Genomic DNA, 14,307 nt, shown 5'->3' with positions numbered 1-14,307 from the left:
CGTAAGGCAAAAGTTAATCTTACTAAAAATACATTGCGAAAGCATAAGTCGCTTTATACCTTTAACCAAAACAATACAGATGAAAAAACTAACAGAAAACGAAATACAAGAGAAACTGGAAACCCTTGACGGATGGTCATATAGCGACAACGCGATACACACCTCGCTAGAATTTGAAAACTTTAAAGAAGCATTTGCCACAATGACGCGCATTGCCTTTGAGGCAGAGAATATGCAACATCACCCAGAGTGGACTAATGTTTACAACACGCTAGAGATCTCACTTTCTACCCACGATGCAGATGGCGTTACAGAGAAAGATTTTAAGTTGGCTAAAGCAATTGAAGAAATATTAGGGAACTAGTTTCTTAAAATTTAGAAACGAGTAGGATTTTTATATTTTTGCCCAATAATTAATCAACTTTTATGGGAAGAGCATTCGAGTTTAGAAAGGCACGAAAAATGAAACGCTGGAGCGCGATGGCAAAAGCCTTTACGCGTATAGGTAAGGATATTGTAATGGCTGTTAAAGATGGTGGCCCTGATCCGGATAGTAACTCCAGATTAAGAGCGGTAATCCAGAACGCGAAAAGTGTTAACATGCCAAAAGACAATATAGAACGTGCTATTAAACGTGCTTCTGATAAAAGTCTTGGTGATTATAAAGAAGTCCTTTTTGAAGGATATGCACCTCATGGTATCGCTGTACTTATTGAGACCGCAACAGACAATAATACCAGAACGGTAGCTAATGTGCGTTCTTATTTTAATAAGAGTAACGGTAGTTTAGGAACTTCGGGTTCTGTGGTATTTATGTTTGACCATACGTGTAACTTTAGAATTGAAGATACAGGTATTGATCTTGAAGAACTAGAGCTAGAACTTATAGACTATGGTGCTGAAGAGGTTTTTAAAGATGATGACGGTGTGATTATCTATGCTCCTTTTGAGAGCTTTGGTTCGCTGCAAGCTTATCTAGAAGAGAACGATTATACTATTCTTTCTTCTGGCTTTGAGCGTATACCACAAACTACTAAAAAACTTTCTGCTGAGGAGGCTGAAGAAGTTGAAAAGCTTCTTGAGAAACTTGAAGAAGATGATGATGTACAGAACGTATATCACTCTATGGAAGAAACTACAGACGAAGAGTAATTATTACTTCTCTATAAAACAAAAAACTCGCAGTATCCCTGCGAGTTTTTTTATGACTTTTCTGGAGCGTTGCCTATACCTTGCGAGGGTTTAGGTTTATTCCATTTGGCAGCAGCCTTATAATAATCAAATTCTATTTCTGGCGGTGCAGACTCTAAGACATTAGATTGAAATGAGCGCTGCAAAATGTCTTCTATTAAATAATCTTCTTCTACCGTTTCAGGGTCGTAGCCTTCTTTCATCGAGATGTCAAAAAGTCCAGCGGTGGTATTTAACCAAAAAGCCTTCCAACCGCTTCGGTATTCTTTAACAAGATCAAAGGTTGTTGTAGCTGTCTGGCGATAAACCAGCTTTACTAAGATCTGCCCTTCTGTGCGTGTGAGTTTTTTAAGCTTTGGCCCAAACTCATCTTCTACATAGCGCTGAATGATCTTAGTGTATTTCTTTTTGTCTCTTTTAGACTCCATACTGTCCAGACGCGCATTTAGCTGCATTAAGCGCTCACCAGCCAGTTTTGCAAATGGCCAGACCTTGCGTGTCTTGCGACGTAAAATAAGATAACGACGACGCTCATCGTCACCGTTAAAATGCAATCTTCCCAGCAGTTTAACCTCTTCCAGTTCTACAGCATCTACCGCGATAGAGTCTCCATCTATAATATAATACTGCACACTGGTAGAATCTTCTACCGCACTATCCTGAGCCCACAGCAACGGACTCACAAAGAATAAAATTGGAGCAAAATATTTTATCAAAACAATAATTTTTATACCAGTTAGTACGAAAACCGTTCCAAAAGTACGCATATCCATGCTAACGATGGTTTAATGATTTTAATATTCATACTTTCGTGAAAATTAAAATTGAATTATGGCTGAAAGTATATTGAACGACAAATCAATTGATTTTCTTGAGAAATATTTAAACAACGCCTCTCCTACCGGTTATGAGTGGGGTGGGCAAAAATTATGGATGGATTACCTTAAACCGTATGTCGATGAATTTATCACAGATACGTATGGTACCGCAGTGGGTGTTATCAATCCAGATGCAAAATATAAAGTGGTAATTGAAGGACATGCTGACGAAATTTCATGGTATGTAAACTACATTACAGATAACGGACTGATATACGTTATTCGCAATGGTGGTAGTGATCACCAGATCGCACCTTCTAAGATGGTAGATATTCATACACGCAAGGGCATCGTTAAAGGTGTTTTTGGTTGGCCAGCGATCCACACCCGCGATAAAAGCAAAGAACAAGCACCACAATTAGATAATATCTTCATTGACATAGGCGCAAGTTCTAAAGACGAAGTAGAAGATTTAGGCGTACATGTAGGTTGCGTGATCACCTATCCAGACACCTTCACCATTCTTAATGAGAATAAGTTTGTGTGCCGCGCGCTAGATAACCGCATGGGTGGTTTTATGATCGCAGAAGTTGGTAGACTGCTTAAAGAGAATAAGAAGAAATTAGATTTTGGTCTTTACATTGTAAACAGCGTGCAGGAAGAAATAGGTTTACGCGGTGCGGAAATGATCACACAACGTATTAAACCTAACGTTGCTATCGTTACAGACGTAACACACGATACCACTACCCCAATGATCAAAAAAGAAACTAACGGTCTTGCTGAAATAGGTAAAGGTCCAGTAGTTTCTTACGCGCCAGCAGTACAACAAAAACTACGCGACCTTATCATTGATACGGCCGAGGAAAAAGAGATCCCTTTTCAACGTATGGCGAGCAGCCGTATGACAGGTACAGATACAGACGCTTTTGCATACAGCAATGGCGGAGTTGCATCTGCGCTCATCAGTTTACCGTTGCGCTACATGCACACCACGGTAGAGATGGTTCACAGATATGATGTTGAGAATGTGATCAAATTGATCTATGAGAGTGTTCTTAAGATCAAAGATGGAGAGACATTCAGCTATTTTGAGGATTAGGCTTTCGCCAAAAGAATAAAAAACCGCCCATCGTGGCGGTTTTTTTATTATTACCATTTCTTATCTACTTTGAAGTCAATTTTATCAATCAAAATACTCCGAGGTTTTAATGATCTTAAATTTAGAATTGTCTTCTAATAGATCACGTAAAACACCTATATGCAATTGCCCCATAAACAGAACTATTCTTTCAGCTTTGTGCTTCAACTGCGTATTTAAAATGTTAGTATAAATTTTAAGGTTTCTGTTGTAGAACAATGTAATATATTCTGCTCCTATATATTTATTATCGATCTCTCCTATATCCACCGTATTGGTAGCATTTTCAGAAAACTCTCCATTCATTACATAAGCCGGCATATTAAAAATAAGTTTATGTGTTAGATCAATAAGTTTATCTCGATTCATGATTTTAATGTACTCATAAATAGACAAACTGTCTTGCTGTACTTTTGCCTTCATGGGTCTAGCCGTATTCATAAGAAGCTGAAGTCCATTTTTAAAAATCTCAATATTCTCTCCAGAACTTAACAAGGATTGCGAAGTAGATTCATAATGATCTATGCCTTTTACACCGTTTAAACCTAATTCCTTTGCTAATCTAAAACCTACTTGATAAGTTTCTGAAGCACCGTTCTCAATATCTGACAATTCAAGATTACCGTTTTTGTATGCCATAAATAAGCTATCTAACATCTCTTGCTCATCAGGTTCTTTCTCAACCATTATCATAGTGGGTTTAAACGCCGCAAGTTTATCAGCGATCAACTTAATTTCTTGCTGTTTTTTAGCACTAAAAATATTAGATGTAGGTGTCCCATTATCCATCTGGCTTAAGTGATCAAAACCAACTAATAAGATCTCTACTTGATTATCGCTTTGCGCGAAAAGAACATGGGTAAGTAATAGAGTAACTATAACTGCTAGAAAATGTTTCTTAAAATTCATTTGACGATTTTTAATTTGATGAAAAGCAAAAGAGTCTGAAAATTATTTCTTTATGTTCTAAAAGTAATCGAAGCAGAACCTTTTAACAACAAAAACTGCATTTAGTATCAATTAGAAAATCTCGCCGATTATTCGCGTGTCATCTATTAGGCAATCTTTAGTAATTCATTGAACTTCAAAACAATGTCATATTGAAGTGCCAATTTGTGAATATCTCCTTCCATTTTGCTCTTGTTGACTATTTCCAAACGGCTATTTTTGGCGTCCAAAAATTTTTAAAGACCTTCACACATGAGCGTAACTTGGTACGAGTGCAAAATAAAATATCCTAAACTAGATGAGGCTTCTGGCCTACGCAAAGTAAAAAATGAACCGTTTCTTGTGGATGCTGTTTCATACACTGAGGCAGAAAAACGGATTACAGAAGAAATGCAACCATACCTTAACGAAGATGAAGGTATGTTGATCACAAATATTAAAGTGGCCAACTTTGCTGAGGTACATCCTTTTGAAAATTCTGACCGCTGGTTTAAGGCTAAAGTATCACTTATCGCCTACGATGAAAATAGCGGCAAAGAACGTAAAATGAATCAATACTTGCTCGTGCAAGCCAATGATGTTAAAGAAGCTTTTGAAAACACTGCGCATGTAATGCGAGACACCATGGGAGAATACAGCATTCCTGCGATCGCAGAATCTCCTATCGTTGATGTCTTCCCATATTTTACCGGCGAAGAAGATAATGCAGAACGCATGGAAGAATTCAATCGCATCAAAGAATCAGTGCCTAGTTATAGTAAAGACGACGAAGCATTAGAATTAGAAGATTCATATCAAGATGTTGAAGCATAAAAGCATTTAATTTTCAATCTTATAAAAAAGAGGTAGTTTTTACTACCTCTTTTTTTTTTAATTCAACCTCAATTCAAAAAGTAGATTTTCACCTGTTTTATAGAAAATCAACCCATAAGTATATAAAATGCATTCTATATCTTTAAATCAAATAAGATCTGATTTGAATAGAGCAAATTTATATACAGGAATAATACTTCTCTGCCTACTCATTTGTAGTTGTGATCCTCCACACTCAATACATTTTGAGAATAACGGTAATTCTGAGCTTAATGTATTATTTGTTTTTGATACTACTGCATCACACCATGATTTTTATAATTTCAAAGATGAAATAGAGGATACTTTGAATATTAAAATTCAGCCAGGAGAAAGAGATTCCATTTATTTTGGAATAGGAACTTGGACTAATCATGAAATAAGGATTCAAGCGAAATCTTTACAAAGTTTTACACTAGAAAATGATGATTTTAAAACCCAGTGAGTCGTCCTAAAATAGGTTGACAGTTTTTAATAATTTAAATCAATCCCTTGAAGCTAGCTTCAAGGGATTTTTTGTTGTGTATAAAATTAGGTGTTTTGTAGTTAAGGCTTAGATGTGGTCTTTGATTATTATAAGTTTTAATAGACTGCTGAACTAGCAGGCTAAGTTCTTTGCTTGTATTGCATTTGTTTATCAAGAACTCTCCCTTCAATATCCCGTTAATTCGTTCTGCTAATGCATTTTGATAACAGTCATATCCATCTGTCATTGAAGGTATCGCATTTGATCGCTTCAATTGAGTTTGATACAACGAAGAACAATACTGCAAGCCTCTGTCAGAATGGTGTATTACCTCGCTTGATGTGGTTCTACTCTTATTAGCCATTTTCATTGCTTTAACTACATTTTCTGCACTCATGTCATCACTTAGATGATAGCCCATTATTTTTCTGCTAAAAGCGTCTGTCACCAAGGAAAGATAATGTGTCCTTTCTCTACTCTTGATGTAAGTAATATCGCTTACAAAGTATTGCTCTGGTCTTACGGGTGTAACATCTTTCATTAGGTTAGGGTGTTTTTTTAGCCAATGCCGAGAGTCTGTTGTCCTTGTGTAATTCTTTCTTGGTTTTATAAGCATTGATTCTGACCTGAGATAATCAAATAAGGCGTCCCTGCCTATTTTAACTCTCATCTTTTCAAACTCAACGTTGAGTAAATAATACAGTTTACGAGTACCTAGTCTTGGCATTTGCTGGCGCACCCTTAAAATCAGCGGTTTGATCAAGGCAAGTTCATCAGCTCTTGTCCTTTCTCGCATTTCTGCTTGATAGACAGCCTGTCTGCTTATCCCAAACAATCTGCAACAACGTGACAGGCTTAGTCGGTGTTCTTGCCGGATTCGTTGGATTGATTGGGCAAATACTTTTTTCGAATAGAAGTTCCGTATTGCTGATCTGAGATATCGATCATCGTGTTGAGAATCTTATTCTTAAGCTTCTCATCTGACAGCTCTTTTTCAAGCCTCTTGATCTTTTGAGCAGGTGTTTCTTTCATTGTATTACAGCTAAGTCTTGTCTTTGGTTTACTCCAGTCTAAGGTACCGTGTTTGCGCAACCAAACCAAAACAGTACTCCTTCCTTGAATACCGTACGCTTTTTGGGCTTGCTTATAAGTCATTTCGCCCTTTTCTACCTGAGATACAACCGCTAATTTAAAGCCTAAATTGTAATCACGCTGAGTCCGTTTCTGCTCAGCTCCTTCTGAGTCTTTCATAAATAAGTCGAATTTGTGTCAACTTATTTCAGGACGGGACACAGTTTAAAACAAAAAAGGCGATAGAAAATTTTTTAAAAGCACATATAGTTGATGATTGGGGCGGGGATACCGAGATTCAAATAAAAGTTGATTAAGTGAAACTTCTTCTCCACTTCGTCATGATAATCATGCTTACCATTCTAACGCAAATAGGTGGTATTATTTATTTAATCATTTTACTAGTCTTCCGTAAGAAACAGGAGAAACGAAGGTTAAAAAGAGTACTAGCTTTTACAGCTTTATATCTAGTCGCTACATTTTTAATTGTTCCTTTTGTAGCTCCGATCTTTGGCAGAGAAAAGATCAAAAACACTGAGCATTTACAATCGCACTTTTTCTTCTATACTTTAGCCAATCGTAATTATGTAAAACCAGAAATGAATGCTGTCTTAACAGACGTTGCAAATCTTTTCGCCGAAAGGCATCCAGACATCAAAGTCGTTTATTATGATGCTTGCTTTCCATTTTTTGATAGGTTCCCATTACTGCCGCATTTATCGCACAAAGACGGCAAAAAGGTCGACCTAGCTTTGATCTATAAAAAAGATGGAAATCCTACAAATAAAAAGAAGTCCGTGAGCGGTTATGGTGCATATGAGGAGCCCACAAGTCAAGAAGTTGATCAAAATGAATTTTGTAAATCTCGAGGATATTTTCAGTATGATTTTCCTAAATATTTTACGCTGGGTACGGTGAATGAAAATATGGAGTTATCAGAATCAGTAACTGCAGATCTTATAAATATCATTTCCGCTAGAAGCGAAATAGGGAAAATCTTTATTGAACCTTACCTCAAACAACGCGAAATTAAACAGTGAAAAAATACGCTTTCATGGCTGCCAGGCCGTGCGCCATGATGATCATATTCATATGCAGGTTAATTAAAACTCTTTTTTTTAAAATCAGAATAATTTATTTAGAACACAACTCCTCTTAGCGAAAGATGAATACCCTGTTTCAGCGCAATAGACAGTTTATGAATAAAATTATGTTCTTTAAGCAGTTTTAAATTTTTGGATGTCTTTATTTCAATTTTGTCTTACTTTTGAAGTGATGAAAATCCTAGTGATACTTTTTGCGCTACTTACTTTTTCCCTTTCGGCGGTTACTTGCTGCGTGGGGAATATCGCGGGTGTAGAGTATCTCGAAGATGTAGAGGATGATGATTGTGAAAAAGGTCCTTGTGAGGAGCCTTGTTCTCCATTTTTCAACTGCGGTACTTGTACAGGATTTTCTGTGCTAGAGTTTGAAAATCTTGACTTTAATCAAGTAAAAATCCCTACTCAAAAAATCATTTCAATCAGTTATTTAAGAGCAGGAGAATTTCACGATTCTTCCTTTAGGCCTCCACGGGCGTGATTAAAATTTGCTTTGTTTTTTTCGCTTTAAGCGAAATGAAATCTCATTTTAATCATCTTAAATTCTTTAAATGAAACATCTTCATTTATGGCTGTTGCTGCTGTGTTGCAGTGCGGCTTTTGCCCAAAATACCTTTGTGGCAACCCTTAAAAATGCCGAAACGCAAGAACCGCTTTACGGAGTTTCGGTAAGTATCAAAGCATTAAATAAAGGCGCAATTTCTAACGCTGAAGGACTCGTGCGCATCGAGAATATTCCTAACGGAACCTATTCGCTTGAGCTGCGCTATGTGGGTTTTGAAACCCAAAACATCACCAGAACTTTTCCGTTGAGTGCGGAAGAAAACGATCAGACGTTTTACCTGCATCACGCAGAAGAAGAAATGGAAGAAGTCGTGATCCAGTCTACCCGTAGTTCGCGTACCTTTCAAGATATTCCCACACGTTTGGAATTTATTGCCGGCGAAGAACTTACCGAAAAAGGCAATATGAAACCGGGCGATATCCGGATGTTGCTCAATGAAAGTACGGGGATTCAAACGCAGCAAACCTCTACAACCAGTTACAATTCTAGCATTCGTATTCAAGGATTAGACGGTAAATACACGCAATTGTTAAGAGATGGACTGCCTCTCTACTCTGGATATTCTGGTGGACTGAGTTTGATGCAGATCGCCCCGCTAGACCTCAAACAAGTTGAGGTGATAAAAGGAGCTTCGTCTACCCTTTACGGTGGCGGAGCAATTGCAGGACTCGTCAATCTGATCTCAAAAACTCCAGAAGACGAACCCGAATTGAGTTTTATGGCAAATGGGACTTCTGCTCTAGGACTGGACCTTAGCGGATTTTACTCCCAAAAATACGGTAAAACCGGAACGACCGTCTTTGCTTCCTATAATCTGGGAACACCTTACGACCCCGCAAATAATGGACTGACGGCTATTCCAAAATTTGAGCGTTTTACGTTGAATCCAAAGTTTTATCTGTATCTCAATGAGAAAACCAATTTGAATGTAGGTTTTAACTATGTAAACGAGGACCGCCTGGGTGGCGCGATGGACTATGTAAAAGGCGATAGTGAAACCGGTTATTTTGAGCGGAATAAAACAGATCGACTTTCAACTCAATTATTGGGTAATCATAAGTTAAGCGATAACACGGAACTAACGGTTAAAAATAGTATCAGCATTTTTGAACGTGAAATTGAAATTCCCAGTTACGCTTTCGCCGGAAGGCAGACTTCATCGTTCTCTGAAGTCAATATTGCTACAAGTTTAACCAATACAGAATGGGTTGCCGGCGCTAACTTATGGACCGAAAATTTTAAACAACAACAAGGTGATCCCGCTCAGGACCTAAGTTTTAACAATTATACCGCTGGAATTTTTGCTCAAAACATCTGGGATATTGAAGAACAATGGACGCTAGAAACCGGTTTGCGCACCGATTACCAGAGCGATTATGGTGTGTTTGTTTTACCCCGTTTATCGTTGATGTTTGAGCCTACTAACTTGCTCACCTTTAGAATAGGTGGCGGTATGGGCTATAAAACGCCCACAGTTTTTACTGAAGATGTGGAGCGCTTGCAGTTTAGAAGTGTAAGACCCATTAATATTGACAAGACTGACGCTGAACGTTCGCTTGGCTTTAACCTAGACGGAAATTACAAATGGTCAATCACTAATGACCTGAATTTATCAACTAACGTTCTTCTATTTTACACGCGTATTGACGATCCTTTAGTTCTAAACCGCACCTCAGGAGCATTATATGAATTTGTTCAACCGGGCGGTCATATTGAAAGTAATGGGATTGAAGCAAACATGCGCTGGAAATATAAAGACTTTAAACTGTTTGTGGGATATACCCTAGCAGATGTCAATCAGCATTACAACGGGGCAAGCGAGCAATATCCTTTAGTGTCCCAGCATCGATTGAATAATGTGTTGATGTATGAAAAACACGACAACTTCTGGATAGGTTTAGAAGGATATTATTACAGTCCGCAGAAGTTGAATGACGGCACCACCGGTCAATCCTATTGGATTTTAGGCGTGATGACCGAAAAGAAACTCGGTGAGAAATTTTCAATATTTCTCAATTTTGAAAACTTTTTAGATACGCGTCAATCCCACTTTGACACAATTTATACCGGTACGCGGAATGACCCGAATTTCAGAGATATTTACGCTCCCGTTGATGGCTTTGTGATCAACGGTGGTTTTAAATTAAAGTTATAAATTAAAAATATAAAACCCGCCAAGAGCACTCTTGGCGGGTTTTATATTAAAATGTTGTAGTTAGATTATAGTCAAAAACTATATTAGTATTTATTAAAATAAACTGTTTTCTTGTTTACAAACTCCTTGATCCCGTCATCAGAGAGTTCGCGGCCGTAGCCAGAAATCTTGGTTCCGCCGAAGGGTAAGCGAGGATCACTTTTTACGAGTTCGTTTACAAACACAGCGCCGTCTTCAAACTGCGGTACTAATGTTTTGGCTTTCGCCAAATCTTCTGTAAAAATAGAAACTCCGAGTCCGAAGTCGCTCATATTTACCAAGTCGACAGCTTCTTTATCAGATTCAAAAACAGTAATCCCGATCACCGGCCCAAAGGTTTCCTCTTTAAAAATCGTCATGCCTGAAGTTACGTCACCCACCACCGTAGGTTCAAAATAAGCATTCTGGCGATTGCCGCCTAGCAAGACCTTTGCTCCAGCCTTAACCGATGCCGCCAATTGTTTTTCAAGATCTTCGGCGAGATCTTTTCGCGCAAGCGTACCTATGTACGTTTCCTCATCCATAGGATCACCGCTTTTTAATTCGCGTACAGCCTTCACAAATTGCGCTGTAAAATCTTCTGCGATACTCTTATGCAACAATAGGCGTTTACCGGCAATACAGCTTTGTCCTGTGTTTTGAAACCGCGCCTGCACGCAGGTTTTAACCGTTTCTTCAATATTTGCATCCTTAAAAACGACAAGCGCATTGCTTCCGCCCAGTTCAAGAACCGACTTCTTAATTTCTGCGCCAGCAGTGGCTGCCACTGCACTGCCAGCAGGTTTGCTACCCGTTAAGGTTACCGCTTTGACCTTAGGATTTTTGATCACATCTTCAATCATTGCACTGCCCACAGGAAGATTTGTAAAACAGCCTTCTGGGAAACCTGAGCGTTTAAAGATCTTCTCAATATTCTCTGCACATTTCATCACATTGCTAGCATGCTTTAAAATCCCAATGTTACCCGCCATAAGCGCAGGAGCAGCAAAACGAAACACTTGCCAATACGGATAATTCCATGGCATGACGGCGAGCACAACACCTATGGGTTCGTAGCTCACATAACTTTCGTGCGCATCTGTCTCGATTGTTTTATCAGCCAAATGTTTCTCTGCATTCTCAGCATAATATTCACAAACCCAGGCACATTTTTCAACTTCGGCGATGGCTTGGGTGATGGGTTTACCCATTTCTAGCGTCATTGCTTCTGCATATTCGCGAGCGTTCTTTTTAAGTTCTGCAGCTGCGGCAAGCATGAGCTTTTTACGATCAGCGAAGGATGTTTTTCGCCATGAGCGAAATCTATTATCTGCTGCATTGATAGCGTCATTCACTTGTTTTTTTGTGAAGGACTTAATTTTAAACTCTTCCTTTTGGGTATATGGATTGATCGAAGTAATCATCTTTGAATTTTTCATAAAATTACCCGTTAGCCCGCAGAAATTATGGTGGATTAAGAGTGATTTAACGTTGTTTACAACCGGTTGAAAAGTAAGATGACGAACTTGCAGCGTGAACGATCATTCTGTGTAATTTTAAAAAACCACTTTCAAAAATGATTGACAGAGACCATAACCTACTAGCAATCAGACCTGAAATTCCGAATGCGCAAATTCATGCAAATATGAGTGATGATGAGCGTTTTCAAAATCAGACTCTGCGCCCCGTGGCGAAACTTCAAAACGATTTGCTTATTGAAGCTTTTCGAAACTATGTGGCGAAACACAAAAATGTCTTTTACACCTTAACTTTAGAGAAGCGATTAAACTACATCGCAAACGCTATACAGAAGGATATTAAATTTAGAAATAGTTTAAAGGGAATGATCATTGGCCAATTTACGGTTGATGAATACCTTAAGTATATCGAGAATTCTTCGGCGTTAAACAAACGCATGATGAATATCGTGAGAGAACGTTTGCAAAGCCAGATACAATTGCTAGACAGGCAACCTATCTTGGCATAATATTTTGGCTTAAAGCCAAAAAAATAAACCCACAAAGTCAATGACCTTGTGGGTTTTTATGTTTTAAAGTAAAACGAAATTATACGTTGAAAAGGAAGTGCATGATATCGCCGTCCTTAACGATATAGTTTTTACCTTCTACTCCCATTTTACCAGCTTCTTTAACTTTTGCTTCGCTGCCAAACTGCACGTAATCTTCATAACCGATCACTTCTGCACGGATGAAACCTTTTTCAAAGTCTGTGTGAATCACACCAGCAGCTTGTGGCGCAGTCGCACCGATGTTTACCGTCCAGGCGCGAACTTCCTTCTTACCAGCGGTAAAATATGTTTGCTGATTAAGCAGTTTGTAAGCAGAGCGGATCAATTTTGAAGATCCTGGCTCATCAAGACCGACGTCTTCTAAGAACATTTGGCGCTCTTCAAAATCTTCTAGTTCGTTAATATCAGCCTCTGTCGCAACTGCAAGAACTAGAACCTCTGCGTTCTCATCCTTTACTAGTTCGCGTACCTTTTCTACATGAGCGTTACCAGAAACCGCTGAAGATTCTTCTACATTACAAACATAAAGTACAGGTTTATCTGTAATTAACTGTAATGGTTTTACGAACTCTTCGTAAGTATCTTCATCAAAATCTAAAGCTCTTACAGATCTTCCTTCTTCAAGACCAGCTTTTATAGTTTTAAGTAATGCTTCTTCAGCCTGAGCTTCCTTCTGACCTGTACGTGCAGCACGAGAAACTTTCTCCAGTTTCTTTTCAACGGTCTCAAGATCCTTAAGCTGTAGCTCAATATCTATAGTCTCTTTATCTCTCACTGGATCAACAGAACCATCTACGTGAGTGATGTTATCATTCTCAAAACATCTTAGCACGTGAAGAATCGCATCTGTCTCACGTATGTTTGCTAAGAATTGATTTCCTAGACCTTCACCTTTACTTGCTCCTTTTACAAGACCAGCGATATCTACGATCTCTACAGTTGCTGGCACTACACGCTCTGGATTTACCAGTTCTTCTAGTTTTGCTAAACGTGGATCTGGTACGTTTACCACACCCATATTAGGCTCAATAGTACAGAACGGGTAGTTTGCACTTTGCGCCTTAGCGTTAGATAAACAATTAAAAAGAGTGGATTTTCCAACATTTGGTAGGCCTACGATTCCTGCTTTCATTATTTGTCCTTATTTTTAACGGCCGCAAATATAGTAAAGATGCTAATGATAATGGCTGTGAATATTTAAAAGCACTATGCTTAGTGAAATAATAAAAGGATTTATTCTTATCAGAAATTTCACATTGCTTTTAACTTTTTTAACATTTCAAGCTATTACATTTGTCACTAAGATTTATTTTTGCAATTATCAATAACTATAAAGCAATCTAATTATGAAAAAATTTACCCTAGTATTAGGTCTAGCACTAACCGCAACTGTATCTTCTTTTGCACAAGGAACTGTAAAAGATGACGTTGATGCAGAGCAAACCATCTCTATTAAAGCTGTAGGTAGCGTAGATGGTACAAGCGAGCTTACTCGTGAAAAGCACATCACATGGAAAAAGACTTCTAAGTTTGAAGCTTCAGATAGAGGTCAACAAGATCAAAACCTAGAGGAAGTTTCTTCAACTTATGAAAGAGAAGTAGTTTATTCAACTGGTGGAACTAAGTATGTTCTTAAGAACACAAACAACAGTTACAACGGTTCTATGAACGCAGGAGATGCTAACCTTAAGGCTAAGAAAAACGGTCTTGCTTACTATTTTGACGATGGTGTTATGTCTTCTTACGCTTTCTTTAACACAGATGGTGACCTTGTAGTAAAGACTCACGATGTAAAATCTGATAAAGTAATGGTAGAGACTTACGCGCTAGACAACAGCTCTGACATGTAAGATATCTCACAAGATAAATTAAAGAGTCTCCTTCGGGAGGCTTTTTTTTTGGCTTAAAGCCAAAAGAATTTAGGCTAAGATTAGCAAGTCGTTGTAGATTCTT

At 38.2% G+C, this 14,307-nt stretch carries 15 protein-coding genes; 10 read left to right on the top strand and 5 right to left on the bottom strand.

Features of this window, described 5'->3' with window-relative positions:
* The first annotated feature begins 79 nt into the window (after positions 1 to 79).
* Together ACZ5L8_RS04965 and ACZ5L8_RS04960 are read left to right on the top strand one after the other, a co-directional pair.
* The gene (locus ACZ5L8_RS04965) at positions 80 to 364 is read left to right on the top strand and encodes a 4a-hydroxytetrahydrobiopterin dehydratase (RefSeq protein WP_464440177.1); all 285 of its coding nucleotides are present in this window, start codon (positions 80 to 82) and stop codon (positions 362 to 364) included.
* Positions 365 to 426: 62 nt separating this feature from the next.
* On the top strand, positions 427 to 1,152 hold the full coding sequence (locus ACZ5L8_RS04960; RefSeq protein WP_464440176.1) for a YebC/PmpR family DNA-binding transcriptional regulator: 726 nt from the start codon (positions 427 to 429) through the stop codon (positions 1,150 to 1,152).
* A gap of 50 nt (positions 1,153 to 1,202) precedes the next feature.
* On the opposite strand, the gene ACZ5L8_RS04955 is transcribed toward ACZ5L8_RS04960, so the two are convergent.
* Positions 1,203 to 1,907, bottom strand: a complete 705-nt coding sequence (locus ACZ5L8_RS04955; protein WP_464440175.1) for a DUF4294 domain-containing protein — start codon at positions 1,905 to 1,907, stop codon at positions 1,203 to 1,205.
* 115 nt (positions 1,908 to 2,022) lie between these two features.
* On the opposite strand from ACZ5L8_RS04955, the gene ACZ5L8_RS04950 reads away from it, so the two are divergent.
* A complete protein-coding gene (locus ACZ5L8_RS04950; protein ID WP_462598531.1) occupies positions 2,023 to 3,111 on the top strand; it encodes a M42 family metallopeptidase in 1,089 nt (362 codons plus the stop codon).
* Between the two features lie 84 nt (positions 3,112 to 3,195).
* Here ACZ5L8_RS04950 and ACZ5L8_RS04945 read toward each other — a convergent pair whose 3' ends face one another.
* Entirely contained in the window at positions 3,196 to 4,059 is an 864-nt protein-coding gene (locus tag ACZ5L8_RS04945) for a DUF5694 domain-containing protein (RefSeq protein ID WP_464440174.1), read from the bottom strand.
* A 291-nt stretch (positions 4,060 to 4,350) separates the two neighbouring features.
* On the opposite strand from ACZ5L8_RS04945, the gene ACZ5L8_RS04940 reads away from it, so the two are divergent.
* Complete coding sequence (locus ACZ5L8_RS04940; protein ID WP_464440173.1) at positions 4,351 to 4,911, top strand: DUF4494 domain-containing protein; 561 nt, start codon at positions 4,351 to 4,353, stop codon at positions 4,909 to 4,911.
* Positions 4,912 to 5,074: 163 nt separating this feature from the next.
* Positions 5,075 to 5,395: a hypothetical protein gene (locus ACZ5L8_RS04935; protein WP_464440172.1), complete on the top strand. Its 321-nt coding sequence runs from the start codon at positions 5,075 to 5,077 to the stop codon at positions 5,393 to 5,395.
* 34 nt (positions 5,396 to 5,429) lie between these two features.
* Here ACZ5L8_RS04935 and ACZ5L8_RS04930 read toward each other — a convergent pair.
* Positions 5,430 to 6,667 (bottom strand): IS3 family transposase gene (locus ACZ5L8_RS04930; RefSeq protein ID WP_464438539.1). Its coding sequence is split into 2 segments (ribosomal slippage): positions 5,430 to 6,325 and positions 6,325 to 6,667, totalling 1,239 coding nucleotides; the frame shifts between segments, so codons are not numbered across the junction.
* A gap of 170 nt (positions 6,668 to 6,837) precedes the next feature.
* Between ACZ5L8_RS04930 and ACZ5L8_RS04925 the strand changes: the two genes are divergently transcribed.
* From ACZ5L8_RS04925 to ACZ5L8_RS04915, 3 genes are all read left to right on the top strand, one after another.
* Positions 6,838 to 7,527, top strand: a complete 690-nt coding sequence (locus tag ACZ5L8_RS04925) for a hypothetical protein (protein WP_464440171.1) — start codon at positions 6,838 to 6,840, stop codon at positions 7,525 to 7,527.
* Positions 7,528 to 7,726: 199 nt separating this feature from the next.
* The gene (locus ACZ5L8_RS04920) at positions 7,727 to 8,068 is read left to right on the top strand and encodes a hypothetical protein (RefSeq protein WP_464440170.1); all 342 of its coding nucleotides are present in this window, start codon (positions 7,727 to 7,729) and stop codon (positions 8,066 to 8,068) included.
* A 70-nt stretch (positions 8,069 to 8,138) separates the two neighbouring features.
* The gene (locus ACZ5L8_RS04915; protein ID WP_464440169.1) at positions 8,139 to 10,307 is read left to right on the top strand and encodes a TonB-dependent receptor; all 2,169 of its coding nucleotides are present in this window, start codon (positions 8,139 to 8,141) and stop codon (positions 10,305 to 10,307) included.
* Positions 10,308 to 10,390: 83 nt separating this feature from the next.
* Here the strand turns inward: ACZ5L8_RS04915 and ACZ5L8_RS04910 are convergent, their stop codons facing one another.
* On the bottom strand, positions 10,391 to 11,749 hold the full coding sequence (locus tag ACZ5L8_RS04910; RefSeq protein WP_464440168.1) for an NAD-dependent succinate-semialdehyde dehydrogenase: 1,359 nt from the start codon (positions 11,747 to 11,749) through the stop codon (positions 10,391 to 10,393).
* 152 nt (positions 11,750 to 11,901) lie between these two features.
* On the opposite strand from ACZ5L8_RS04910, the gene ACZ5L8_RS04905 reads away from it, so the two are divergent.
* Positions 11,902 to 12,312 carry a glyoxalase gene (locus tag ACZ5L8_RS04905; RefSeq protein WP_464440167.1) on the top strand — a complete coding sequence of 137 codons (411 nt, stop codon included), beginning with the start codon at positions 11,902 to 11,904 and terminating at the stop codon, positions 12,310 to 12,312.
* Positions 12,313 to 12,391: 79 nt separating this feature from the next.
* Here the strand turns inward: ACZ5L8_RS04905 and ychF are convergent, their stop codons facing one another.
* Entirely contained in the window at positions 12,392 to 13,486 is a 1,095-nt protein-coding gene (gene ychF, locus ACZ5L8_RS04900) for a redox-regulated ATPase YchF (protein ID WP_464440166.1), read from the bottom strand.
* 214 nt (positions 13,487 to 13,700) lie between these two features.
* Here ychF and ACZ5L8_RS04895 point away from each other — a divergent pair, with 214 nt between their 5' ends.
* Positions 13,701 to 14,204: a hypothetical protein gene (locus tag ACZ5L8_RS04895; RefSeq protein ID WP_464440165.1), complete on the top strand. Its 504-nt coding sequence runs from the start codon at positions 13,701 to 13,703 to the stop codon at positions 14,202 to 14,204.
* The last annotated feature ends 103 nt before the right edge of the window (positions 14,205 to 14,307 follow it).

Source organism: Leeuwenhoekiella obamensis, from assembly GCF_055391795.1.
This window is presented reverse-complemented; position numbering and strand designations above follow the sequence as displayed.

Bases quoted from the DNA above. Each gene is read 5' to 3' on its own strand.
- ACZ5L8_RS04965 (WP_464440177.1), top strand. From the start codon at position 80: ATGAAAAAACTAACAGAAAACGAAATACAAGAGAAACTGGAAACCCTT.
- ACZ5L8_RS04960 (WP_464440176.1), top strand. From the start codon at position 427: ATGGGAAGAGCATTCGAGTTTAGAAAGGCACGAAAAATGAAACGCTGG.
- ACZ5L8_RS04950 (WP_462598531.1), top strand. From the start codon at position 2,023: ATGGCTGAAAGTATATTGAACGACAAATCAATTGATTTTCTTGAGAAA.
- ACZ5L8_RS04945 (WP_464440174.1), bottom strand. From the start codon at position 4,059: ATGAATTTTAAGAAACATTTTCTAGCAGTTATAGTTACTCTATTACTT.
- ACZ5L8_RS04940 (WP_464440173.1), top strand. From the start codon at position 4,351: ATGAGCGTAACTTGGTACGAGTGCAAAATAAAATATCCTAAACTAGAT.
- ACZ5L8_RS04925 (WP_464440171.1), top strand. From the start codon at position 6,838: ATGCTTACCATTCTAACGCAAATAGGTGGTATTATTTATTTAATCATT.
- ACZ5L8_RS04920 (WP_464440170.1), top strand. From the start codon at position 7,727: ATGTCTTTATTTCAATTTTGTCTTACTTTTGAAGTGATGAAAATCCTA.
- ACZ5L8_RS04915 (WP_464440169.1), top strand. From the start codon at position 8,139: ATGAAACATCTTCATTTATGGCTGTTGCTGCTGTGTTGCAGTGCGGCT.
- ACZ5L8_RS04910 (WP_464440168.1), bottom strand. From the start codon at position 11,749: ATGATTACTTCGATCAATCCATATACCCAAAAGGAAGAGTTTAAAATT.
- ACZ5L8_RS04905 (WP_464440167.1), top strand. From the start codon at position 11,902: ATGATTGACAGAGACCATAACCTACTAGCAATCAGACCTGAAATTCCG.
- ychF (WP_464440166.1), bottom strand. From the start codon at position 13,486: ATGAAAGCAGGAATCGTAGGCCTACCAAATGTTGGAAAATCCACTCTT.
- ACZ5L8_RS04895 (WP_464440165.1), top strand. From the start codon at position 13,701: ATGAAAAAATTTACCCTAGTATTAGGTCTAGCACTAACCGCAACTGTA.